Source organism: Bacteroides caecimuris (genome assembly GCF_001688725.2).
GTDB lineage: Bacteria > Bacteroidota > Bacteroidia > Bacteroidales > Bacteroidaceae > Bacteroides > Bacteroides caecimuris.
This window is the reverse complement of the sequence record NZ_CP015401.2, coordinates 1,547,137-1,571,780: the sequence shown is the minus strand read 5'-3', so window position 1 is coordinate 1,571,780 and position 24,644 is coordinate 1,547,137. Positions and strand designations below refer to the sequence as shown.

General features: G+C 43.8%; 15 protein-coding genes. 7 read left to right on the top strand and 8 right to left on the bottom strand.

The window, feature by feature from the left end; all coding sequences use genetic code 11:
* Nucleotides 1–113 precede the first annotated feature (113 nt).
* The 4 genes from A4V03_RS06615 (at nucleotide 114) to A4V03_RS06595 (ending at nucleotide 4,986) form a co-directional block, all read left to right on the top strand.
* Nucleotides 114–2,165 carry a putative porin gene (locus A4V03_RS06615; RefSeq protein ID WP_065538345.1) on the top strand — a complete coding sequence of 684 codons (2,052 nt, stop codon included), beginning with the start codon at nucleotides 114–116 and terminating at the stop codon, nucleotides 2,163–2,165.
* 17 nt (nucleotides 2,166–2,182) lie between these two features.
* Complete coding sequence (locus A4V03_RS06610; protein ID WP_065538344.1) at nucleotides 2,183–3,031, top strand: transporter substrate-binding domain-containing protein; 849 nt, start codon at nucleotides 2,183–2,185, stop codon at nucleotides 3,029–3,031.
* Nucleotides 3,032–3,479: 448 nt separating this feature from the next.
* Nucleotides 3,480–4,466: a Gfo/Idh/MocA family protein gene (locus A4V03_RS06600; RefSeq protein WP_065538343.1), complete on the top strand. Its 987-nt coding sequence runs from the start codon at nucleotides 3,480–3,482 to the stop codon at nucleotides 4,464–4,466.
* A gap of 49 nt (nucleotides 4,467–4,515) precedes the next feature.
* Complete coding sequence (locus A4V03_RS06595; protein WP_065538342.1) at nucleotides 4,516–4,986, top strand: nucleoside deaminase; 471 nt, start codon at nucleotides 4,516–4,518, stop codon at nucleotides 4,984–4,986.
* Nucleotides 4,987–5,169: 183 nt separating this feature from the next.
* Here A4V03_RS06595 and A4V03_RS06590 read toward each other — a convergent pair whose 3' ends face one another.
* The gene (locus A4V03_RS06590; RefSeq protein ID WP_065538341.1) at nucleotides 5,170–6,795 is read right to left on the bottom strand and encodes an OmpP1/FadL family transporter; all 1,626 of its coding nucleotides are present in this window, start codon (nucleotides 6,793–6,795) and stop codon (nucleotides 5,170–5,172) included.
* A 30-nt stretch (nucleotides 6,796–6,825) separates the two neighbouring features.
* The gene (locus A4V03_RS06585) at nucleotides 6,826–8,157 is read right to left on the bottom strand and encodes a hypothetical protein (protein ID WP_065538340.1); all 1,332 of its coding nucleotides are present in this window, start codon (nucleotides 8,155–8,157) and stop codon (nucleotides 6,826–6,828) included.
* A gap of 152 nt (nucleotides 8,158–8,309) precedes the next feature.
* Between A4V03_RS06585 and prmA the strand changes: the two genes are divergently transcribed.
* Nucleotides 8,310–9,158, top strand: a complete 849-nt coding sequence (gene prmA, locus A4V03_RS06580; RefSeq protein WP_065538339.1) for a 50S ribosomal protein L11 methyltransferase — start codon at nucleotides 8,310–8,312, stop codon at nucleotides 9,156–9,158.
* Between the two features lie 239 nt (nucleotides 9,159–9,397).
* On the opposite strand, the gene A4V03_RS06575 is transcribed toward prmA, so the two are convergent.
* Complete coding sequence (locus A4V03_RS06575; protein ID WP_065538338.1) at nucleotides 9,398–10,294, bottom strand: glycoside hydrolase family 25 protein; 897 nt, start codon at nucleotides 10,292–10,294, stop codon at nucleotides 9,398–9,400.
* Between the two features lie 180 nt (nucleotides 10,295–10,474).
* Complete coding sequence (locus tag A4V03_RS06570; RefSeq protein WP_065538337.1) at nucleotides 10,475–12,121, bottom strand: diphosphate--fructose-6-phosphate 1-phosphotransferase; 1,647 nt, start codon at nucleotides 12,119–12,121, stop codon at nucleotides 10,475–10,477.
* 278 nt (nucleotides 12,122–12,399) lie between these two features.
* Here A4V03_RS06570 and recD2 point away from each other — a divergent pair, with 278 nt between their 5' ends.
* A complete protein-coding gene (gene recD2, locus A4V03_RS06565; RefSeq protein WP_065540321.1) occupies nucleotides 12,400–14,637 on the top strand; it encodes an SF1B family DNA helicase RecD2 in 2,238 nt (745 codons plus the stop codon).
* A gap of 23 nt (nucleotides 14,638–14,660) precedes the next feature.
* On the opposite strand, the gene A4V03_RS06560 is transcribed toward recD2, so the two are convergent.
* From A4V03_RS06560 to A4V03_RS06545, 4 genes are all read right to left on the bottom strand, one after another.
* Complete coding sequence (locus A4V03_RS06560; RefSeq protein ID WP_317045369.1) at nucleotides 14,661–15,824, bottom strand: 6-bladed beta-propeller; 1,164 nt, start codon at nucleotides 15,822–15,824, stop codon at nucleotides 14,661–14,663.
* Between the two features lie 588 nt (nucleotides 15,825–16,412).
* Nucleotides 16,413–17,786, bottom strand: a complete 1,374-nt coding sequence (locus tag A4V03_RS06555; RefSeq protein WP_065538336.1) for an efflux transporter outer membrane subunit — start codon at nucleotides 17,784–17,786, stop codon at nucleotides 16,413–16,415.
* A complete protein-coding gene (locus tag A4V03_RS06550; RefSeq protein WP_024986624.1) occupies nucleotides 17,783–20,890 on the bottom strand; it encodes an efflux RND transporter permease subunit in 3,108 nt (1,035 codons plus the stop codon). Before A4V03_RS06550 ends, A4V03_RS06555 begins: the two co-directional genes overlap by 4 nt.
* A gap of 3 nt (nucleotides 20,891–20,893) precedes the next feature.
* Nucleotides 20,894–22,150, bottom strand: coding sequence for an efflux RND transporter periplasmic adaptor subunit (locus tag A4V03_RS06545; RefSeq protein ID WP_024986623.1), 1,257 nt, complete (start codon nucleotides 22,148–22,150; stop codon nucleotides 20,894–20,896).
* A 271-nt stretch (nucleotides 22,151–22,421) separates the two neighbouring features.
* Here A4V03_RS06545 and A4V03_RS06540 point away from each other — a divergent pair, with 271 nt between their 5' ends.
* Nucleotides 22,422–24,638: a patatin-like phospholipase family protein gene (locus tag A4V03_RS06540; protein WP_065538335.1), complete on the top strand. Its 2,217-nt coding sequence runs from the start codon at nucleotides 22,422–22,424 to the stop codon at nucleotides 24,636–24,638.
* The last annotated feature ends 6 nt before the right edge of the window (nucleotides 24,639–24,644 follow it).

The window sequence follows — 24,644 nt, the reverse complement described above, 5'->3', positions numbered from 1 at the left end:
TAATGTACAATGGATAATTGATAATTATTAGCTACGTATAGTACGTATGCAACATAATTTTCAATTATCCATTATCATTAAATCAATTAAAGTAAGTATCTTTGCCTCCAATTATGAGACGAATCTTACTATTATATATAATCTTTTCCGTTATAGGTTTGACAACTGTCCATGCACAGTTCGATAATGGTCGCCAGAGAGTGGACGAAAACGGATACGACCAATATGGTAACCAGGTGGACCCTGCCATGATTCCGGACAGACTGGATAGTGCAAATGTAGAAGTACAGGGGTTACCTCCGAAATTATATATGTGGCGTATTAATAATCAGTTGGGCGACCGGACTATCATCCCGGCGGATACTGCTTATCACCACTTCCAGAATTCAAATCTTACCGAAGGACTTACCGGACATTATAATTATCTGGCCAATATGGGTTCTCCCCGTATGTCACGCATCTTCTTTGAACGTCGTGATCCGGAACCGACTATCTTTATGGAGCCTTTCTCCAGTTTCTTTATTCGTCCTACGGAATTCAAATTCACCAATAGTAACGTACCTTATACCAATCTGACGTATCATAAAGCCGGTAATAAAATAAACGGAGAAGAACGCTTTAAGTCTTATTTCTCTGTCAACGTAAACAAGAAGTTGGCTTTCGGTTTTAACATAGATTACTTGTACGGACGTGGATACTATAATAACCAGAATACGGCTTATTTCAATGCGGCAATTTTCGGTAGTTATATTGGCGACCGCTATCAGATGCAAGCCATATACAGCAATAACTACCTCAAGACAAACGAAAACGGAGGTATTGAGGACGATCGATACATCACTGCGCCCGAAGAGATGGCACAAGGGCAAAGAGAATATGAATCAACTAATATTCCCACTGTATTAAGTGCAACGACCAATCGTAATCATGACTTTTACGTATTCCTGACCCAACGTTACAACCTAGGATTCAGCCGCGACATACCGCAGGTCGAAAATGACACTACTCCCGCCAAACAAGAATTTGTGCCGGTCACTAGTTTTATACATACCATTCAGGTAGAGCGTGCACGTCATAGTTTCAACTCTGATGATGACATGCGTAAAAAGAACTATTATCAAAACACCTACCTGGAACCGGATAATCCGATTACCAGAGACAGTACCACCTACATGGGTGTCAAGAATACCATAGGCATTGCTCTACTCGAAGGATTCAATAAATATGCCAAAGCCGGACTGACAGCATTTGCTTCCTATAAAATCAGCAAGTACACACTTATGAATATGGTGGGGAATCCGTTGCCCGACAAATACAATGAAAATGAAATATTTGTTGGAGGCGAATTATCCAAACGTGAAGGAAATGTACTCCATTACCATGCCATTGGTGAAGTGGGACTTGCCGGAAAAGCAATCGGACAATTCAATGTGAAAGGAGATATCGACCTTAACTTTCCGTTATGGAAAGACACTGTGAGCCTTATAGCCCGTGGTGAAGTCAGCAATAAGCTTGCACCTTTCTATATGCGTCATTATCATTCCAAACACTTCATGTGGGACAATGATATGGACAAAGAATTTCGTACCCGTATTGAAGGAGAATTAAGCATTGCACGTTGGAGAACACGTTTGAAGGCAGGAGTTGAAAACATAAAGAACTACACTTACTTCAATCAACAAGCAGTGCCGGAACAGAAAAGCGGAAGCGTACAGGTGTTGTCAGCAAGTCTTAATCAGGATTTCAAGTTAGGAATCTTCCATTTAGATAACGAAGTAACCTGGCAAAAGTCCAGCGAACAGACCGTATTGCCTTTGCCCGATCTCTCGCTGTATCACAATTTCTATATGCAATTCAAGTTGGCAAAGAAAGTGCTTAGTGTACAATTGGGTGCTGATGTGCGTTATTTCAGCAAATACAATGCACCCGCTTATATGCCGGCTATCCAGAACTTCTATTTACAACCGGAGAATGACCAGGTAGAAATAGGAGGTTATCCGATTGTGAATGTATATGCAAACTTACACCTAAAGCGTACACGTTTCTATGTAATGATGTATCACGTGAATCAAGGTATGAGCAGCCCGAATTACTTCCTGGCTCCTCACTATCCCATCAATCCGCGTGTACTGAAATTCGGTCTTTCATGGAATTTCTATGATTAACAAAATCTATACGGCTTATGGTAACACGCCCCAATTTGAGACTGGCCAGATATTTAGTGCCCGTAATCATTGTATTGGCAATCATCTTTTCCATCCGCCAATGCGGTAATCAGGAAAAGCCTTCAGGACACCCGCGCGACTATGCAGCTATTGCCCAAGAAGGTATATTGCGTGTAGCGACTGAATATAACTCGATCAGTTTCTACGTGGACGGTGATACCGTTTCCGGTTTCCATTACGAGCTGATACAGGCTTTTGTCCGCGATAAGGGATTGAAAACCGAAATAACTCCCCTGATGAGTTTTGAAGAACGGCTGGAAGGATTAAGCGAAGGACGTTACGAGGTAATTGCCTGCGGCTTATTAGCTACCAGCGAGTTGAAAGACTCTCTGCTCCTCACCTCTCCTATCACGCTCAACAAGCAAGTGCTTGTGCAACGGAAAGAAAGCGGAGAAAACGGGGAAAACGACTCTCTCTATATCCGTAACCAGTTGGACTTGGCCGGGCGGACACTTCACGTCGTAAAAGGCTCTCCTTCTATTCTGCGTATCCAGAATCTAGGCAATGAAATCGGAGATACCATTTATATCAAAGAAATAGCTAAATACGGTCCCGAACAATTGATTTCGATGGTAGCACATGGAGACATCGATTATGCCGTTTGTGATGAAAGTATCGCACGCACGGCCGCTGATTCCATCCCGCAAATAGATATAAATACAGCGATCAGCTTTACACAATTCTACTCATGGGCAGTCAGCAAACAATCACCTGCTTTACTCGATAGTTTGAATACATGGCTGGATAAATTCCAAAAGGGAAAAGAATACCGGAGGATTTATAAAAAATACTATGATAAAAAATAGCCCATTTTACAGATCAGAAGAAAACAATCAAAAAACAGCATGTAAGATAGATATATTCATGTCTATTTCCAAAAAAGTAGTTTCAATTAAACTACACGCAAAGGAGGGAATCGCGATTCTCTCCTTTCTTTTTATCCAGCTGGAAAAAACCTCTCCCCGCCCTGGCTTTTCCTTGCGCTTTGCCCAGTGGTTATGGTCCTTCAGCCGGAGGATCAGCAGTGTTCACCTTGCTTCTTCCGAAATAAAGCACACATCCGCCTCAAACAGACATTCGGTTTGCCTGAAACAGAGCCTCTATTCCGATAAAACAGAGCTTCTATTGAAACTAAACACCATGTTTGTTTTCCGACTGTCCCCGCTAAGTTAATAATCAATAAAGTTGCTCTTGACAAAAAATAGCTTTATCTTTGGGGGGTAGTTAGAACAGACACAATAGGTATATTATATTATGAGTGAAAAGATGATCAAATGGGGCTTCATTGGTTGCGGAGAAGTAACCAAGACGAAAAGCGGTCCCGCTTTCCAGAAAGTAGAACATTCGGAAGTCGTAGCCGTGATGAGTCGTGACGGTGCGAAAGCGAAAGCGTATGCCAAAGAGAGAGGAATCAAGAAATGGTATGACGATGCACAGGAACTGATAGATGATCCGGAAGTAAACGCTGTCTATATCGCCACTCCTCCTTCTTCACACGCTACGTATGCCATTATGTCCATGAAAGCGGGCAAACCGGCCTATATTGAGAAGCCAATGGCGGTGACGTATGAAGAATGTACCCGAATCAACCGCATATCCAATGAAACGGGGGTTCCCTGTTTCGTAGCATACTACCGACGTTATCTTCCCTATTTCCAGAAAGTAAAGGAATTAGTAGAGAACGGGACGATCGGCAACGTTATCAATGTACAGATTCGTTTTGCCCAGCCGCCACGCGATCTGGATTACAATCGCGAAAATCTTCCCTGGCGTGTGCAGGCTGATATTGCCGGAGGCGGTTACTTCTACGACCTTGCTCCGCATCAAATTGATTTGTTGCAAGATATGTTCGGTTGCATCCTCGAAGCAAGCGGCTACAAGAGTAATCGCGGCGGGCTTTATCCTGCCGAAGATACATTAAGCGCCTGTTTCCAATTTGACAACGGATTGGTGGGTAGTGGTTCCTGGTGCTTCGTAGCCCATGATTCTGCCCGCGAAGACCGCATAGAGATTATCGGTGACAAAGGAATGATTTGCTTCTCTGTCTTTACATACGAACCTATCGGACTGCATACCGAGAAAGGACGGGAAGAAATCTGTATCGGCAACCCGGAACACGTGCAACAACCTCTTATCCAAGCAGTAGTAGACCACTTATTGGGTAAGTCAGTTTGCTCTTGCGATGGCGAAAGCGCAACGTTGACTAACTGGGTAATGGATAAGATCTTAGGCAAGCTATAACCCTAAAAAAGCAAAGAGAAAATAAAACTAACAATATATTTTTTATACCATGACTAAAGAAGCTTTAATGAGAAAAGCGATCGAGCTTTCAAAAGAGAATGTTGAAAATGGTGGAGGTCCTTTCGGTGCTGTGATTGCCACGAAAGACGGAGAAATTGTTGCAACAGGAGTTAACCGTGTCACTGCATCATGCGATCCTACGGCTCACGCCGAGGTAAGCGCCATACGTGCCGCAGCTGCCAAACTCGGAACGTTTAATCTTAGCGGATACGAGATCTATACTTCCTGCGAACCTTGCCCGATGTGCCTGGGTGCTATCTATTGGGCACGACTGGATAAGATGTATTATGGAAACAACAAGACCGATGCCAAAAATATCGGTTTTGACGACTCTTTTATCTATGATGAACTGGAACTGAAACCTGAAGACAGAAAACTGCCTTCCGAAATCTTACTACATAATGAAGCCCTTACCGCCTTCAAAGCCTGGGTGGCCAAAGAAGACAGAGTAGAATATTGACCGACGGTAAACATGTACACCGGTCGCGGGATCATTGACGAACGAACTCCACTATTCAGAAAAGACTAAAGAATAAAAAGTGATACTATTAAAATCCCCGGAATTGCTGTAGACACTCAGCATTCCAGGGATTTTTTACACACAAAAGTTATTATTGAAATTGAAAACTGTCTCTTTATTAGATTAGAAGCGCATACCTAAAGTTAGCAGTACCTGATGACGGGTATTAGTTACTTTGGTAGCATTTGGCACAAATATTGTTTCAAAGTGTTCTCCTACTTCATTATAGAATGGATAGAAATCTTCTTTATAAGTATTCAATTGATAGGCTAAATCTGCATAAAAAGCAGATCCTTTATAACCAAATCCCAAAGTATAATTATTAGTTGCTTTCAGATTAGAAAACTCAGTACTTGTACTAATACTATTAAGTGCTATTCTCTTAAATGTATCATCATACATGGCAGCTGTCCTATAATTATAACCTACACGAAAAGCAAACTCCGGTGCCAGTTTAAACTCTGCTCCAACACGAAGTGTATGTACCCCTTTCAATCCTGTTTTTATCTGCGATGTTTCATCCTCCATCCGCATACCATCGTCATATTTCAACTTAGCCGAAGAATAATCACTATACTCATATTCTGCCCCTAATGCAACAGAACGACCAATCGTATATCCTAAACTCAAATTGTATTTCCAAGGAGTCACCAACTGATACTTTGTTTTCGATTCACCAGGGAATTCCATTGTGTCATATTCATACAGTTCATCCTTACCAATCGTCCCATCACTATTCATATCAATATCGGAAATTAAGAGAGCAGATGTACGGTCTTCCAAATTAAACCAAGTAGGCGTATGTATCGCAGCCCCAATACGAAAAGATGATGACTCAAATGGACGTACAATTACTCCCAGCTTAAAATCAAATCCAGTACCACTTGTATCAAACCAATTCTCTAAAGAATAGTTAGAAACATCTCCCTGGTAACTTTCTCTATAAATAGAATTTCTAGAATAATCGACGCTATAAGCTCCAATGGTAGCACCGAAATAAACTCTGTCACAAATATTGAACGCAACATTGAAGTCATAAGAGTGCAATCCGCCTTTTTCTCTAGAAGTATATTCTCCCATTACAGGCAAATGAATAATATTGCCTTCAGAATCGACTACATTACTAGCATACTGATTATTCTCACTATCATTCAATTCAATCACTCTGGTTCGTAAAGCCATAGCTCCCAACCATGGTGCAGCATCTATCCCTCCGTCAGTAAAAGCAGCATTAGAACTCAAATAGTCCTCAGAAAGCCCGTATGACAAAGAAGCAAATAAATCACTTTGTGACAGTGGTCCTTCCATATCTTCCATCAAACCATTCATTGCCATATTTTTATCAAAAGCCTTCACCTTGCGGTAATTAAAACCAAAGTTCACAAACCGTAGAGCTGTTTCATGTCCAATACGACTTGATATAACAAATCCCACATTATCAAATGAACCTCTAAACTTATCTAGTTCATTCTTACTACCATTCGTATTAGACTTTAACCCAATATTACTAAAGCCAAATGTGGTCATCACATCATTGCTTCTATAAATACCCATACCTGCCGGATTGGTGCCCATCGTCGAGATATCACCTCCCAATGCTCCCATGGCTCCTCCCATGCCGACAAACCGGGCGGTTCCATTCAAGTCATTTCCCATTAACCGGGCAGCATCGTATAAGTTTTGTGCACTTACGGCAGTAGTACCAACTAAAGTACACAATATCACTATTGCAAATCTTATATTTTTCATAAATATGTCTTTTTAATAAAACCAATCATTTTATCTTCTTCGACTACCACCTCCACCTGACGAACCGGAACTGGAACGGGAACTTCCACCACCACTTGAGTAACCACTCGAACGAGAGGATGAAGACTGACTCGGTGAATAGCTGGAACCAGAGGAAGAACGACTTGGAGAATAATTGGAATTAGAAGAAGAGCGACTGCTGCTCGACGGTGAATAGCTACGTGTAGTTGAACTTCCACGATTATAAGTAGAAGAAGAACGTCTGCTGCTGTTTTCCGTTGTTCCATAAGTCCGACGGGAAGAAGAACTGGAACGATTGCTATCATATGATGAACTGCTACGTGTACTACTCGGACGAGTATATGTAGTATTCTGGCGAGAAGAACTTGAATTGTTACCAGCTCCTACTCTCGTATCTGTAGTACGGGTACCTACAGTTCTTCTAGAAGAGTTATAGGTTGTTGTACCACCCCGACGAGCTGACTGACCAACACTTCCTGTGTTAGTACGACGCGTGCCAACAGTTGTACCTATTCTACGATCTCCGCTTGATATATAAGAAGAACGTCGAGCGCTTCCTCCGCTATTTCCAAAATTAGAACGACGATCATTGTAATAAGTGTTACGAGCCCAATGGTTTCCACCTCCGCCCCAGCCCCAGCTAGGACCACCATGCCAATGGTGATGATGTCCCCAATATCCACCGCCATACCAGCCACCCCAGTAGCCGCCGCCCCAATAACCGGGGTAATATCCCCAAGCATAGTAAGGACGATTCCATCCCCAGCCATAGTTCCATCCCCAGCCGTAAGAGCCATAACGCCAATCCCACCAAAGCGGGTTACTGAACGTCGGGAATGCATAAGCATACATACCATCGGTATATACGTTCCAATCCCACGAGTTCGGACCGTAAACTACATCCCAGTACAACGGACTGCTGATACTGATAGCGAAACGCGGATTGCGGAAACGGATGATACGTTCAGCGTATTCATAGTCGTCTTTTGTACCATTGAATTCGCCCGTCACCCATTCTCCGTCCAGATCCGGATTAGATTTTTCTTTTATATATAAGGTATCATTATCCATTACGAATTCATTTTCACGTGCATCGTAACGGCGGTTATATTCATCCACATCCCGTGTTCTTCCCTTACGGTCCTGAACCACTACTGTAGTACCCGGTGAAGTATAGATGTTAGTCGTCACCTGTTTCTTCGGTTCCTTCTTAACCGGAGTTTCTTTCTTCTCCTGTTTGTTTTTGGAAGGCACGAAGTAAAGGTCGTCATCAACGCTTTGCGCAAAAATACCTATCGGAAGGCACAAGGCAAATAGCAAGAAATAAACAATCTTTTTCATATCATCTCGGTTTATGTAATTACTTAAACTTATTCACGTTACAAAGATAAGAAAGAGATTTTTCGCCCGGGGAAGATTTTCCCCAAAGGATAATAGGGAAATCCCTATTTCTAACTATCTTTGCCCATTATTCACCAGAATTAAAAACAACTATGAAGTATTTTGAGTTCACATTCCGCACCCAACCTTGTACCGAAACCGTCAATGACGTACTGGCTGCCATACTGGGTGAAGTCGGATTTGAAAGTTTTGTTGAGTGTGAAAGCGGGCTGACCGCATACATCCAACAGACATTATGTGATGAAAACGCCATCAAGATTGCCATCGCCGAGTTTCCCCTACCCGATACGGATATTACTTATACATATACCGAAGCGGAAGACAAGGACTGGAACGAGGAATGGGAAAAGAATTTCTTCCAACCCATCATTATCGGAAACCGATGTGTGATCCACAGCACTTTCCACCAAGATGTCCCCAAAGCGGAATATGACATCATCATCAATCCTCAAATGGCTTTCGGAACAGGACATCACGAGACTACCAGCCTCATCATTGAAGAATTGTTGGATAGTGAACTGAAAGACAAATCCCTGCTCGATATGGGCTGCGGAACTTCGATTCTTGCCATCCTCGCACGTATGCGAGGCGCACGCCCCTGTACAGCCATCGACATTGACGAATGGTGCGTACGAAACTCCATCGAAAATATCGAATTGAACCACGTAGACGATATTGCCGTATCAGAAGGAGATGCTTCGTCGCTTACAGGAAAAGGACCTTTCGACGTTATCATCGCCAACATCAACCGGAACATATTACTAAATGACATGAAGAAATATGTTGCCTGTATGCACACGAATTCCGAACTCTATATGAGTGGCTTTTATGTAGACGACATCGCCGCCATCCGCGAAGAAGCGGAGAAGAACGGACTGACTTTCGTTCATTATAAAGAGAAGAATCGCTGGGCAGAGGTGAAGTTTATTTATAAAGGATAATAGCCAAAAATTATCTTTAATAGTGACGGTATACGCGTGGGATAGTGACGCTATCCATAGCATATACCGTCACTATTTGCATCGGATAGCGTCACTATCCTACCCGTTTGGCAGCTGCGTACCCAGCAGGACCACCACCAATAATAGCTATATCAAAGTTCATAATCATATCTTCTTTAATAATAATACGATTATAACAAATGAGAGAAGAAATAAGTTGTTGGGAAAAGAAATACCTGTTACCTAATAGTCAGCTTTTTAAGTTCCTCTAACGAGCCATTGAACACGTTCAGGTCGACGTCTTCTTTGATGCCTGGAACACTCCCTACATCAGTATGTTGCCAAAAGTCCCATTTCCCCTGATACTTTACAGAGTCAACATAATAATGGGCGATCCAGTAAGGGTATGTATTGAAGATGGAATCGTCCAGATAACGGGTTTTAAATTTATAAGAAGTATAAAGAATAGGTTTCACTCCATAGTGAGATTCTACCCGGTCCAGCCAACGTTTAATACCTTGCTGCAATTCCTTTTTTTCCTTCCGGCCGGTCACTTCCACATCAAGTACAGGCGGTAAATCACCAGAAGTCAGTTTCACCGTACGAATAAAGAAATCCGCCTGTTTCAAAGCATCCGTACTGGGAATATAAAAATGATAAGCACCACGAATAAATCCATGATTACGGGCATTGGCGAAGTTCGCCTCAAAGGTGGTGTCGTTATGATCTCCCCCTTCGGTTGCTTTCATAAAAATGAAATGCAAGGGACTAGCTGTCTCTTTATTCTGCAACAGTCTATTCCAATCAATCTTTCCCTGGTAGTGAGAGATATCAATACCATGAATATCATACCCGTTAGGGATACAGACTCCGTATTCCTTTAAGCCATGACAAGGCTTCCATCGATAAGCATAAGGACGGATACAGAAATAATAGAAAGCAATGGAAAAACAACCGACAATCGTCACTGCCAAAATGTTACGAACCCAAATAGGCATAGCTCGTCCGGGTTGCTCCTGTTTCTTTTTCGGAGCACGGGGAGATTTGGAAGAAGATGTTCCCCTTTTTCTAGTAGCAGTGGAAACAGCCCTTTTCTTTTGGACAGCAGCCATCGGATTAGTATTACGTGACGTCATTGATCAGCAGAGCAAATGATTGAATAAATAATATGAGTAGCCATGCAGTATACTTTAGACGCGGATTTACGCGGATGACGCGGATTCTTTGATAAAATAAATCCGCGTTTATCTGCGTCATCCGCGTCTAAAAAATCCTTCATGAGAGCCGGCTTTGTACACAACTCCTTGAAGTATGTTTTATTTAGCTTGTTCCAGTTGCAAAGTCTTAGTTGCCTGATCGCACACCTCTGTAGGACCGAAGTACTGGATCGGACCCGGATATACATAATCCGTTTCGATAGCCCAGCGGTCACGTTGTGCAGCAAATGCCTTGAAAGGAGCACCGTCCAGTTTCACCAATGCTTTCTGGATAACCGGTTTCATTTCACCGTGACGACGTTCCATGTTCATCATCATAGTGATAGGCACACCACCCGCAATCCATTCGGCAGCAGGAGCAGTTGTGTTGCGTACAGAAGACATATAACCAGTCTTGCCGTTAGCAATCAACATAGAAGCTGTGTAACCCAAAGAGTAGCAGTAGTCAGCGTCGAAGTTTGACGGAGCAGCACAACGTCCTTCGTAACCGAAGAAGTGGTGTTGAGCAGCAAACTTACCTACATACTTGCCTTCTTCCTTCCATGCAGCCAACTTAGTAGCTACCATTTCAGACAACAGCTTTTCAGTTTCAATCAGTGATACCTGTACGTTTCCGTGCGGGTCGCGGTCCAATGTCAGCTGGCGGGCAACGCCTTCCGGCAGACTTGCATAGATAGCAGAGTTTTCCGGAGAAAGTTTGCGGATGATATAATCACGTTGGTGAGATTTCTTAATCTGACCGAATTCTTCAGCATTAGCCGCCAAAAAGTCGTTCAATTCAGCAATCAGACGTTTCATGGCAGGAATAAATTCTACCAATCCTTCCGGAATCAATACAGTACCGAAGTTGTTGCCTTGTGCAGCACGATCAGCTACCACTTTAGCGATGTAAGTCACTACATCGTCCAAAGACATATCTTTAGCTTCTACTTCTTCAGACACGATACATACGTTAGGCTGTACCTGCAAAGCACATTCCAGTGCGATGTGAGAAGCCGAACGACCCATCAATTTGATGAAGTGCCAGTATTTACGTGCAGAGTTACAGTCACGTTGGATGTTACCGATTACTTCTGCATAAGTTTTACATGCTGTATCGAAACCGAAAGAAGTTTCAATCATATCGTTCTTCAAGTCACCATCAATTGTTTTCGGACAACCGATTACCTGTACACCGTAGTTCTTAGCTGCATAGTATTCAGCCAATACACAAGCGTTTGTGTTAGAGTCGTCACCACCAATGATAACCAATGCTTTGATGCCAAGTTCTTTGATGATTTCATATCCCTTTTCGAATTGGCTTTCTGCTTCCAGTTTCGTACGTCCGGAACCGATGATATCGAAACCACCCGTGTTACGGTATTCGTCGATAATATCAGCAGTCAGTTCCATATAGTCGTGATCTACCAGACCACCAGGACCCAGGATAAAACCATATAATTTGTTTTCCGGGTTCAATTTCTTGATACCGTCGAACAAACCGGAAATTACGTTGTGTCCGCCCGGAGCCTGACCACCGGAAAGAATTACACCAACGTTCATAGCAGGAAGAGCAACAGCTTCACCAGCTTCGAATGTAATCAACGGCATTCCATACGTGTTCGGGAATAATGCTTTGATAGCTTCCTGATCGGCTACAGACTGAGTAGCAGCACCTGCTACAACCTTAACAGCTCCTGATGCCAATGCTTTCGGAAGTTTGGGCTGGTAAGCAGCCCTTGCGATTTGCAATGCACTTTTAGTCATTTTCTTTAATTTTTTATTTAAAGGTGTTAGTAAGTTTCTTGTCAAACTTGAAAAGCGTTGCAAATTTCGCACTTTTTTCCGAATTATGAAAGAAGGCAGTGAACTTTTCTTTATCCGAATCCCCAATACGCATTCTTTTGAAAGCCGATACTCAGACACATGGTTCATTTGTTTTCTCACTCAAGCATAAGTATTTCTCAGGAAAATAGAATACCTTTGCAGCTGATTTCCCAAAACTGTACAAAAGTATGACCAAGCAAGGCATCAACGACGGGTCAGTGACCAAACTTCGTTGCGTGGTAGAACGCATCACATATCAGAATGCCGAAAACGGATATTCGGTAATGAAAGTCAAGGTAAAAGGATATAACGACCTTGTCACTTTGGTTGGCAACCTGCTGGAAGTACCGGCAGGCTCGGTGTTGCTGTGCGAGGGTGAATGGAAGGTGGACAAACGCTACGGACAACAGTTTCAATGCAAGACTTGGAAGGAGGTGATGCCCGCCACCGCCTATGGCATAGAGAAATACTTAGGGAGCGGACTGGTGAAAGGCATCGGTCCGAAGTTTGCCAAGCTCATCGTAAACCAGTTTGGCACAGACACCATTGAAGTGATTGAGACCGACATCGAACGACTCTTCGAGGTGCCCGGCATCGGCAAGAAAAGAGTGGAGAAAATACGTGAGAGTTGGGAGAAGCAAAAGGACATCAAGAATGTGATGCTCTTTCTGCAAGGCTTTGGAGTGAGTACGGCATACGCGGCAAAAATCTACCGACAGTATGGTAAGGAAAGTATCAACAAGGTGAAAGACAATCCTTATCGGCTGGCTGACGACATTTGGGGCATCGGCTTCAAAACTGCCGACAGCATTGCCCGGAAGATGGGTTATGAGATAAATGACAAACGGCGGCTGCGCAGCGGACTCATCTACGCACTCAACCAACTTGCCGACGAGGGGCACTGTTATGCGGAAGAGCAACAACTCATCGGCACTGCCAAACAAATGCTTGAGGCAGACGAGGAATGTATACGCACGGCTATGAACGAAGCCATAGAAACTGAAGATTTGATGCTTGACGACACGGCTATCTATCTGCCACCCTTCTACTATGCCGAGTGCGGAACAGCCAATCGTCTGAATGCATTGGTCCATGCCGAGGAAGGCAATACTCTTTTCAGCGCACGTTTCAATCTTGACAAGCTCCAAAAGGAAACCGGCATCGAATATGACGAAGTACAAGTGGAAGCCATCCGCCAGGCAATCGCTTCGAAGGTGATGGTGCTCACAGGCGGTCCCGGTACAGGTAAAACCACTACGACCAAAGCCATCATAGCCGCCCTGCAATCGGCGGGTATGCGCATCCTCCTTGCCGCTCCCACAGGGCGTGCCGCCAAGCGAATGAGCGAAGCCACGGGAATGCAAGCGAAGACCATCCACCGACTGTTGGAGTACAACCCGCAGGACGGCTACAAGCGCAACGATGAGAATCCTTTGGAAGGCGATGCACTGATAGTGGACGAGTGTTCGATGATTGACATCATACTGATGAATAACCTCACAAAGGCACTGCCCACCACCATGCGCCTGGTACTGGTGGGAGACATCGACCAGTTGCCCAGTGTCGGGGCAGGCAATGTGTTACGCGACATCATTGATTCGGGGGCCATCCCGGTAGTGAGATTGACACGCATCTTCCGTCAGGCACAATCGAGCCGTATCGTTATGAGCGCACATGCCATCAACCAAGGACGTTTTCCGGACCTAAGCAACGGACAGCAAACTGACTTCTTCTTCATCAAACAAGAGGACCCCGAGCTGGTGGCGCAGACCATCGTCTCGTTAGTGCGCGACCGACTGCCCAAGGCTTACCATCAAGACACCGCCAACATACAGGTGCTCACTCCCATGCAACGCGGTGTTGTAGGTGCTGCCAACCTGAATATGGTCTTGCAACAGACTTTAAACAACAACACCGCCTTCCTGAACCGGGGCGGATATACCTACAAACAAGGCGACCGGGTGATGCAACTGCGCAACAACTACGACAAAGATGTATATAACGGTGACTTGGGGTATGTGCTTGCTGTGGACACAGAAGAGCGCACATTGACTGTCGACTTCGACGGACAGATAACAGAATACGAAGCATCGGAACTGGATGAGCTGACACTTGCATACGCCACTACCATCCATAAGTCGCAGGGCTCGGAATACCCCATCGTGGTCATGCCGGTATTGATGACACATTATGTGATGCTTCAGCGCAACCTCATATATACAGGCATCACCAGAGCCAAGAAGATATGTGTACTTGTGGGGCAAGCCAAAGCGCTTGCATACGCCATACAAAACATGAAGGTGCTCCGGCGCAACACACAGTTAAAAAAACGGCTTGCTCCACCCGCCCCTGTTCCAAAGACGGTAGCTTTCCGCTCACAACCTACCGAGGAGAGGATGCAGATGGCAGCGGAAGACAGAACACAATACGGGAAAAAAGAAAAAGGGAGCGAGTGAACACTATTTACATATTTAGACCCCTACTTCAAATAATATTTCACGACTACCGGATTGTCGTCTTCTTTCAACGCTTCCATCTTACGGATTTCCTCTGCCGACATCAATTTACGGTCAGTCACCCGTTCTATCCAATCCGGCTCACAAAGAGCAAACAACACATTATCCGCCAAGACAAAACCCGGATACATGGAAAAGGGCGCTTCTTCCTCCAACAAGGCACCTTTCCGCTTCTTTCTGTTATAAATAAAATGACTACCCATTCCCATATTCTTCTTTACGAAATAAACATACACATATTCATCACTGAACAGTTTCAGCATGGGTACTACACAATTGGATTTTACATACTTCCTTCTTACCTGTACATCCTCCGAAAGTTTCCTTCTCATTTCATCGGAATCTGTCCGCTTTCCCCCCGCACTACCGGGCAGGTCTTCTTCCTTCACTTCATACTTGCCGAAATCAAGATAGATAATAGGAACCAACTTTTTCTCTTTCGCATCTATCCGGTATAAATAATAGTTCAATCCGGAAGGAACAAAATAAGCGTCATCGCCTATATGGAAAAGATTGTTTTGAGACGACAACCCGTTGTCACCAGATATCGTTCCTTCGTAAGGTATAGGAGTAATCCGCTGTGTCTTCCTATCGGCAAACAGCACTTCCGAAAATTCACCTGGAAGAAAAATATCATGGTCAGCATCCAAAGCCATCAAATGATTGACTACGGATTCCGGTTGAAATTTCCTTTGAGAGATGAACTCAAATGCAGGGCTGTAAATATAGACCGTTCCGTAAGGATTCAAGAAGTCGATTCCTTTCAGATAAGGATTGTAATTCATATCCACCACAAAGCTATACTCTTGCGGGCCTTGCCCTATCCGTTTCTTTGAATTGCCTATATATCGTCCTTCTCCCGTAAAGGTATATACAGCGGATTTAGAGAGAATCGCCAAAAGGTTGTCTTCCTTATCATACATCACTTTTCTACCGATAGAAGTCAAAGACGAGTCGTTGGTTTCTAACGGCACAAGTTCTATTTTTTCAAGGAAAGAGGCGGGGTCTTTGGTAGGGTGGTCCACCTTCACCGGAATGACTTCCATGCCATCCGAAAAACTTCTGTCGATAGAAGTACATGCACAAACAATAACTAACCCCAATATTAAACTTACATTTTTCATCATTATTCAGAAACAGTCTTTGCTTTTAGATAAATACTTGATAAACACTTTTTGCTTTTTCTATACTTGATGCTCAATAGCACACCGGAAGAAGCGAGGTAAAGATAGGATAAAATTATAATGTTCCTCACATAAACAGAAAATATACTCGAAAGCAAATCTCCAAACAGTGTCGGGCAAAAGATGAAGAACAGGGTCTTAACAGCCAACTTCTCTTCCATTAATAGAAAAGTTCTCTTTCATTAATTGTAAACTTCTTATTATCAGCATATAAACATATTTTTCATTAATTATAATCTATAATTGCAAGCTTCGTTTATAAAAACAAAGGCTTTGATTATAAAAACGCAACTTGCAATTATATAATCAAAGCCTTCATTTATAGTTTTCATCGAATGAAAAAAAAGTTTCCTTCCTATCCGAAGGAAGTTTACACTTAATAGGAAGGAAGTTTTTCGTTAATAGCCAAAAGTTCAACTGTTAACAGTTTCTACGTAAGGCTACTGTCGTTTCCCCCTTTCTAAACATATAATGCAGTGATAGCCCAAAAGCACATCACTGCATTATTCCCTCAAAAAAACAAGTCAAAAGCTATTGTTTCCAACCACCGCCAAGCGCTTTATAAAGTTGTACGACAGTAATCAACTCGTCACGAATCGCATTGCTCAGACCTATCTGTGCGTCAAAGTATCCACGTTGGGCATCCAACACATCCAGATAATTGATGACACCGTTGATGTATTGAAGCTGCGCAAGGTCCATATAGCTCTTCGCCGAACGTTCAAGGTTGGCACGAAGTTCATACACCTCTTTTATCTTGTTGAAATTAACAATTGCGTTACGTGTCTCCTTAAAGGCTTGCAATACGGATTTCTCATAATTGTGTACTTCGGCTTCATAAGCCGCTTTCTTCGCTTTCAGTGCCGCACGGTTCTTCCCCCAACCAAAGATAGGAGTCAGCAGAGCTCCTTCCATAACAGCATAGGGAGATTTCAAAAGGCTGGACAGAGAAGTGCTCTCCGTACCGAAACCACCGGTCAGTGCCAGACGTGGGAACATATTCGTATAAGCCACTCCTACTTTCGCATTGGCGGCAATCAATTTCTGTTCCGCCTGACGGATATCGGGACGACGTTCCAACAAAGTGGACGGTAAACCTACCGGTAGCGCTTGGGGAGAATTGAACTCCCGAAGCAAGCGGGAACGGGCTATCTTGTTAGGATACTCCCCTGCAAGAAAAGCAATATCGTTTTCTTTCAAAGAGATTTTACGTTCCAAGTCCGGCACCAATGTTGCCGTACGTGCCAATTCCACTTGTGACTGACGGTAAGAAGTCTCCGAAGTCAATCCCCCTTCAAAACGGATGCGTGCCAGGCGGACTCCTTCTTCACGGGCTTTTAATGTTTGTTTTACAATATCCAGTTCCGTATCCAAAGCCACCAATTCATAATAAGCCTGTGCCACCTCGGCTACAATCGTCATCCTAAGTGCCCGTTGCGCTTCTATGGATTGCAGGTATTCGGCAATACTGGCGGAACGCGCCCAACGCAGATTTCCCCAAAGATCGAGTTCCCATGAGACCAAAAACTGAGCTTCAAAGGTTTCCGACTTTTTAAAGGCATCTCCCCCATGATTCTCCAATTCACGTTCTGCAGTCACCTTCCCTTTAATATCTGGTAGCAGTGCCGCAGTAGAGATTCGTTTCTGCGCAGCCATTTCCTGTACACGGGCAGCGGCAATCAACATATCCTTATTATGATCCAGTGCACGTTCTATCAAGTTCTGTAAGGTTGCATCCGTGTATATGTCCCGCCAATCCTGGTCGCCGAAGCTGACAGAATCCTGATGCTGCGCCAAGCTATCGGGCAGATGAAGGTCGGGACGGACATAGCTTTTTCCTATCTTGCAGGAAGTCAAGACTCCTGCCAGTAATAAAACGGCAATATATAGTTTCTTTCGTTTCATGATTTCTTATATTTTAAGATTTTCGACTTTGTTTTATATACCATCACAAAGAAGAACGGCACAAGAATGATACCAAACACAATGGCAAATATCATTCCGAAAAATACACCTGTACCGATTGCCTGCCGGCTTGCCGACCCGGGACCACTTGCCAATACCATCGGAAGCATACCAAGTACGAATGCGAGAGAGGTCATCAGAATCGGACGGAAACGCAATTTGGCTGCGTAGATAGCCGACTGCACCAAGTCTTCACCTTTATCGACCTGTACTTTTGCAAACTCTACAATCAAAATCGCATTCTTGGCAGCAAGTCCCACCAACATTACCAGACCAATCTGGAAATAGACATCGTTCTCCAATCCGCAAACCCAGACTCCCAGATAAGCTCCCAAAGCGGCAACAGGTAAAGAGAGCAACACGGCAATAGGTACTGTCCAACTTTCGTATTGCGCAGCAAGGAAGAGGAATACGAATAGGAACACCAATGCCATCACCATACCTGTCTGACCTCCCGCCTGTTTCTCCTGATAAGAAAGACCACTCCATTCAAGACCGATATTATCGGGAAGATGGTCACGGGCTATCTGCTCCATGATTTCCATCGCTTGTCCGGAACTATATCCCTGTGCAGCTGCTCCACGAATAACGGCCGTAGTAAACATATTGAAACGTTTAATACTTCCCGGTCCTGTGGTATAGGAGGCATTTCCTAAAGAAGTCAACGGTACCATCGCTCCATTGGAGGCTTTCACAAAGAACAGATTAATATTATCCTTATGTTCCCGGTAAGGAGCTTCCGCCTGAATGTAAACCTTATATATACGGTTGAACATATTAAAGTCGTTCACATACACCGAACCGGTATAAGCCTTCATTGTAGAGAACACATCAGCCAGTGGCACGCCCAGCATCTTTACTTTGTCACGGTCTACATCGAAATAGAGTTGCGGTATTTCCGATTGCAAGGAAGATGACAGTCCGGCTAATTCCTTGCGTTTGGATGCGTAGTACATCAATGTATCTGCCGCGTCTACCAAATTATCGAAAGTGGCTTCTCCACGGGCTTCCAGTTGCATCTCAAAACCTCCCGAACTACCCAGACCCGGAATAACCGGAGGAGTGGACAGGTAGACTTTACATTCGGGATATTCACTCAAATGTTTTTCCACCGTATCCATAATCTTCTCAATAGTGGTGTTCTTCCGCTCTTCCCAAGGTTTCAGGATCACCGTCAGTTCAGCACGTCCCTGGTTACTTCCGATACGCGGACTACTTCCCGTTACGTTCTGTATATATTCAATATATGGATTCTTTTCCAAATAAGCAATGGCACGTTCTGTTACGATACGGGTACGTTCCAAAGTAGCTCCCTCCGGCAGTTCCAATTCAATCTTGAAATATCCCTGATCTTCCACAGGCAAGAAACTGGTCGGAATAATCCGGTGAATCAGCATAATAGCAATCAAAACCATACCAAAAGCACTCAAAACCCGGCGGGGATGTTTGATTGTACGAGCCACAGCAGCTACATATTTATTGCTACCGATGCCCAACCATTCATTAATTTTCCGGAAAACGATATTCTTTTTCTTTCCATTATTCGGCTTCAAAATCAATGAACACATCACTGGGCTCAATGTCAGAGCCACTACCGTAGAGATAAGTACGGACACTACAATCGTCACCGTAAACTGGCGGTACAACTGTCCCGTAATCCCGCTTAGGAAACTAACCGGAACAAACACCGCCGCCAATACCAACGAAGTAGCAATCAAAGCACTGGCAAGTCCGTTCATCGCTTTCTTCGTTGCTTCGTATGGACTCAATTTTTCCGTTTCCATGATATGTTCCACGCCTTCCACCACCACAATCGCATCATCCACCACAATACCGATGGCAAGAATCAATCCGAGCAATGTCAGTATATTGAGCGAGAAACCGAAAATCAACATGAATCCGAAAGTACCGATCAATGAAATAGGTACTGCTACTACCGGAATCAACGTCGCACGCCAGCTCTGCAAGGATAGATAAACCACCAACACAACCAATACCAACGCTTCAAACAACGTCTTATATACTTCATGTATAGATTCGGAAATATAAGTCGTCATATCGAACGGAATCTCATAACTCAATCCTTCCGGGAAATTCTTACTAATTTCATCCATAGCCTCTTTTACCCTCTCGGCCACTTCCATCGCATTTGCTCCCGGCAGCATATAAATGCCAAGCACAGCAGCATTCTCACCGTTGATACCACTCTCCGTATTATAAGAAGAGGCCTCTAACGATACACGCGCCACGTCTTTCAACCGGATGATAGACCCGTTGGCATTGGCACGCACTACGATATCTTCAAACTGCCCCACGGTAGACAAACGTCCTTGAGTCGTAATAGGAATCGTTATATCCAACCCCTGCACCGGCTGCTGTCCCAATACACCGGCTGCCGATTCACGGTTCTGGTCTTTCAAGGCATTCTGCAAATCCTGCACAGTCAACCCGAAGTTTGCCAGTTTATCGGGCTGCGCCCATATCTGCATCGCATAGTAACGGCTACCGATGTTCGACACACGTCCAACCCCCGGAATACGGCGAATCACATCAAGCACATTGATAGTAGCAAAGTTACTCAAATAAATTTCGTCGAACTTCGGATCAGTAGAAGTCAAACAAAGCGTCATCAACTGACTGGGAGCCTGTTTTTCTACCGAAATACCATTCTGAATGACTTCCGCCGGCAGACGGGATTCCGCCAGTTTCACACGGTTTTGAATCTCAACGGCTGCCAAGTCCGGATCGGCAGATACATCAAAAGTTACTGTTGCCGAAAAACCTCCGGAGTTAGAACTATTTGATTCCATATAAAGCATACCCGGCGTACCATTGATTTCCTGCTCAATTGGAGTGGCTACCGCCTGCGACACGGTAAGTGCGCTGGCACCCGGATAGGAAGCACTGATCTTCACCACCGGGGGTGTAATCTGCGGATATTGGTCCACCGGAAGCATTGTCAGACCAATCACACCGACAATCACAATCACGATGGAGATTACAGCCGAGAAGACCGGCCTATCTATAAAAAAAGTAACTTTCATCGTTTATTCTCCTTTCACGTTATCCTTCGTTCCGGCAATGTTTTCTTTTACTCCGGTCACTTCATTTTTTGTCGTAATAATACTGTCTCCAGCTTCGGTTTTCGGTTCGCTGACCCGTACTTTCATGCCCGGAGTCAACTTATGGAAGCCTTCTGCAACCACCATTTCTCCTTCTGCCAGCCCTCGTTCTACCACCACATTATTCCCGACTTCCGGTCCTAACTCGATAAAACGTTTCTCTACCGTATTATCTTTGCGCATGGTATAAATATATGCTCCACCTTTTTCAATGGTAACGGCTTTCATCGGAACAACTAGTGCACCCTCACGAACATCCAGCAATAATTTTACTTTTGTAAATTGTCCGGGCAACAATACTTGTTTGGGGTTCGGCATTTCTGCACGTACAGAGAAAGTTCCGGTTTGAGGATCTACCTGCGGTTCGGCAAAATCCACATATCCCTTGAACGGATAAACGGTATTATCTGCCAATGTAATGGTAATATTCGGTTGCCAAGAACGAGTGGGATCCTGCAGCCCCAAATTAATGTTTCGTTCTTTACTCTTCAGATAATCGAGTGCTGTCATACTGAAATCCACCAACACTGTATCACTTTTCACAATAGTAGCAAGCAATGATTTTCCTCCGGGACCTACTAACGTACCCAAGTCCACATTTCTTTCACTAATGTGTCCCGATAAGGGCGAACGAACAATGGTATACCCCAATTCCAGTTCAGCCTGTGCCAAATCCGCCTCGCTCATGGCTACTGTTGCCTCGGCACTTTCATAAGCAGCTTCCGCATTATCCAAGTCCAACTGGCTTGCAGCATTCTGCTCAAACAACGGACGGATACGCTTTAAATCACGTTCCGCTTTCAAAGCCTGTGCCTCGTCTTTTTTCAATTGCGCCCTAGCTTTATCTGCTTTGGCACGATACTGGTCCTGGTTGATTACAAACAAAACCTGATTCTTATTGACATATGTACCTTCGGCAAAAAGCATATTTTCCAGATAACCTTCCACACGGGCACGTACTTCGACGAACTGTTGGGCACGAATACGCCCCACATATTCCCCATATATCTCTACGTCGTCTTTCACTACCGGTTCAACAATGACTGTCGGCATTTCCGGCGCAACCTTCTGAGGCCGGGTCAGTATCCAATACATACCCAACACAATTACCATACACATAATAGCAGCAATGGTTCTCTTTCTCCTCAGTTTCAACTCATTTTTCGAAAAGAATAATCTCATATCGAATCTTATTATTTAATTTAACTTATGTTTGTTCTATATCCTTATTTACAACTCATATACCAAAAATGCGTCACCTACATTATTTGCTTAAAATCAAAGCATTAGATATTCTTTCGTTTTGCAGAAAGTGTGGAAATCCACTGTATGGTGTAGAAAAAATCCACATTTCCGACTTTTAGAACATTTTTTTTAGTTCCCATTTCAACAACTAAACAAATTATGCTATACATTTGTATTATATTAAACATCAACACTAGACCATATCCTAATGAAAAAACAAATCTTTTCAACATTGGTTTTATCAATTGGCATCTTATTGCCTTTTTCTTTGCATTCTCAAGAGCAAAGGAAAAAGGTGGGTGTCGTACTAAGTGGCGGCGGTGCCAAAGGAATGGCACATATCAAAGCACTGAAAGTAATTGAGGAAGCAGGAATTCCTATCGATTATATAGCCGGTACCAGTATGGGAGCCATCGTAGGTGGCCTTTATGCCATTGGTTATACTACGGAACAATTGGACAGCATGGTACGGAAACAGGATTGGGCATTCCTGTTGAGCGACCGTATCAAACGAAGTGCGATGTCATTGACTGATCGCGAGCGGTCTGAAAAATATACAATCTCTATCCCTTTCACCAAAACTCCCAAAGATGCTGCTACCGGAGGACTCATGAAAGGGAAAAATCTGGCCAACCTATTTTCAGAGCTCACTGTGGGGTATCACGACTCCATCAATTTCAATAAACTTCCCATTCCTTTTGCTTGTGTAGCAGCCAATATTGTCAATGGAGAGCAAATTGTATTTCATGACGGAATACTCTCTACCGCCATGCGTGCCAGCATGGCTATTCCGGGTGTTTTTACTCCAGTACGACAAGACAGTATGGTGTTAGTGGACGGTGGCATTGTAAACAACTATCCGGCAGATGTTGTGAAAGCCATGGGAGCCGATATTATTATCGGAGTAGACGTACAGAATGCTCTTAAAAAAGCCGACAAGCTCAACAGCGTCCCCGATATTCTGGGACAGATTGTAGACATCACCTGCCAGTCTAATCACGAAAAGAATGTAGACCTCACAGACACTTATATCCGTGTCAATGTGGAGGGATATTCATCTGCCAGTTTTACCCCGGCAGCCATCGACACTCTGATGCGAAGAGGCGAAGAAGCGGCTAAAGAACAATGGAATTCGTTGCTTGCCTTGAAAAAGAAGATAGGAATAGCCGAAGATTATACTCCGAAGCAACATGGCCCTTATTCTTCTCTTTCCAATGCACGTACGGTTTATGTGACGGATATCTCATTTTCCGGTGTAGAAGTGAATGATAAAAAATGGCTGATGAAGAAATGTAATCTGAAAGAAAACAGTGACATTACCACTCAACAAATAGAACAGGCCTTGTATCAATTACGTGGCAGCCAATTCTATTCCAGTGCCAGCTATACGTTGAAAGAAACTCCTGAAGGTTATCACCTCAATTTCCTGTTGCAGGAAAAATATGAAAGAAGAATCAATTTAGGCATCCGTTTTGATTCGGAAGAAATCGCGTCTTTGTTGGTGAATGCAACGGCAGACCTCAAAACGCATATTCCTTCCCGCCTGTCTCTTACCGGTCGATTAGGTAAACGATATGCTGCCCGCATAGACTATACGCTGGAACCCATGCAGCAACGTAATTTCAACTTCTCGTATATGTTCCAATACAACGATATCAATATCTACGAGGAGGGTGACCGTGCCTATAATACCACGTATAAATATCATTTGGCAGAATTCGGTTTCTCCGATGTATGGTACAAGAATTTCCGCTTCGGACTCGGTCTGCGTTTTGAATATTACAAGTACAAAGATTTCCTGTTCAAAAAAACTGAAATCTCCGATCTGAAAGTGGAATCGGAACATTTTCTAAGTTATTATGCTCAGGTGCAATATAATACATACGATAAAGGACGCTTCCCTTCTAAAGGAAGTGACTTCAGAGCCGCCTATTCGCTTTATACGGATAATATGGCACAATACAACGAGCATGCTCCATTTTCAGCATTGAATGCTTCGTGGGCAAGTGTCATCCCTGTAACCCGCCGTTTCTCCGTCATTCCTTCCATTTACGGACGTATCCTGATCGGAAGAGATTTTCCTTATCCGCTACAAAATGCCATTGGCGGTGACGTACCCGGTTTCTATATTCCACAGCAATTACCGTTTGCCGGGGTTACCAACCTGGAATTGATGGATAACACCATTATGATCGCGTCTATTAAGTTCAGACAACGTATGGGAGCCATTCATTATCTCACACTGACGGGTAACTATGGGCTAACGAATAGTAATTTCTTCGATATATTGAAAGGCAAGCAATTATTCGGTGTTAGTGCAGGCTATGGAATGGATAGCATCTTCGGACCATTGGAAATATCGTTGGGATACTCCAATCAGACGGACAAAGGAAGTTGCTATGTGAATTTAGGGTATTACTTCTGATAACAA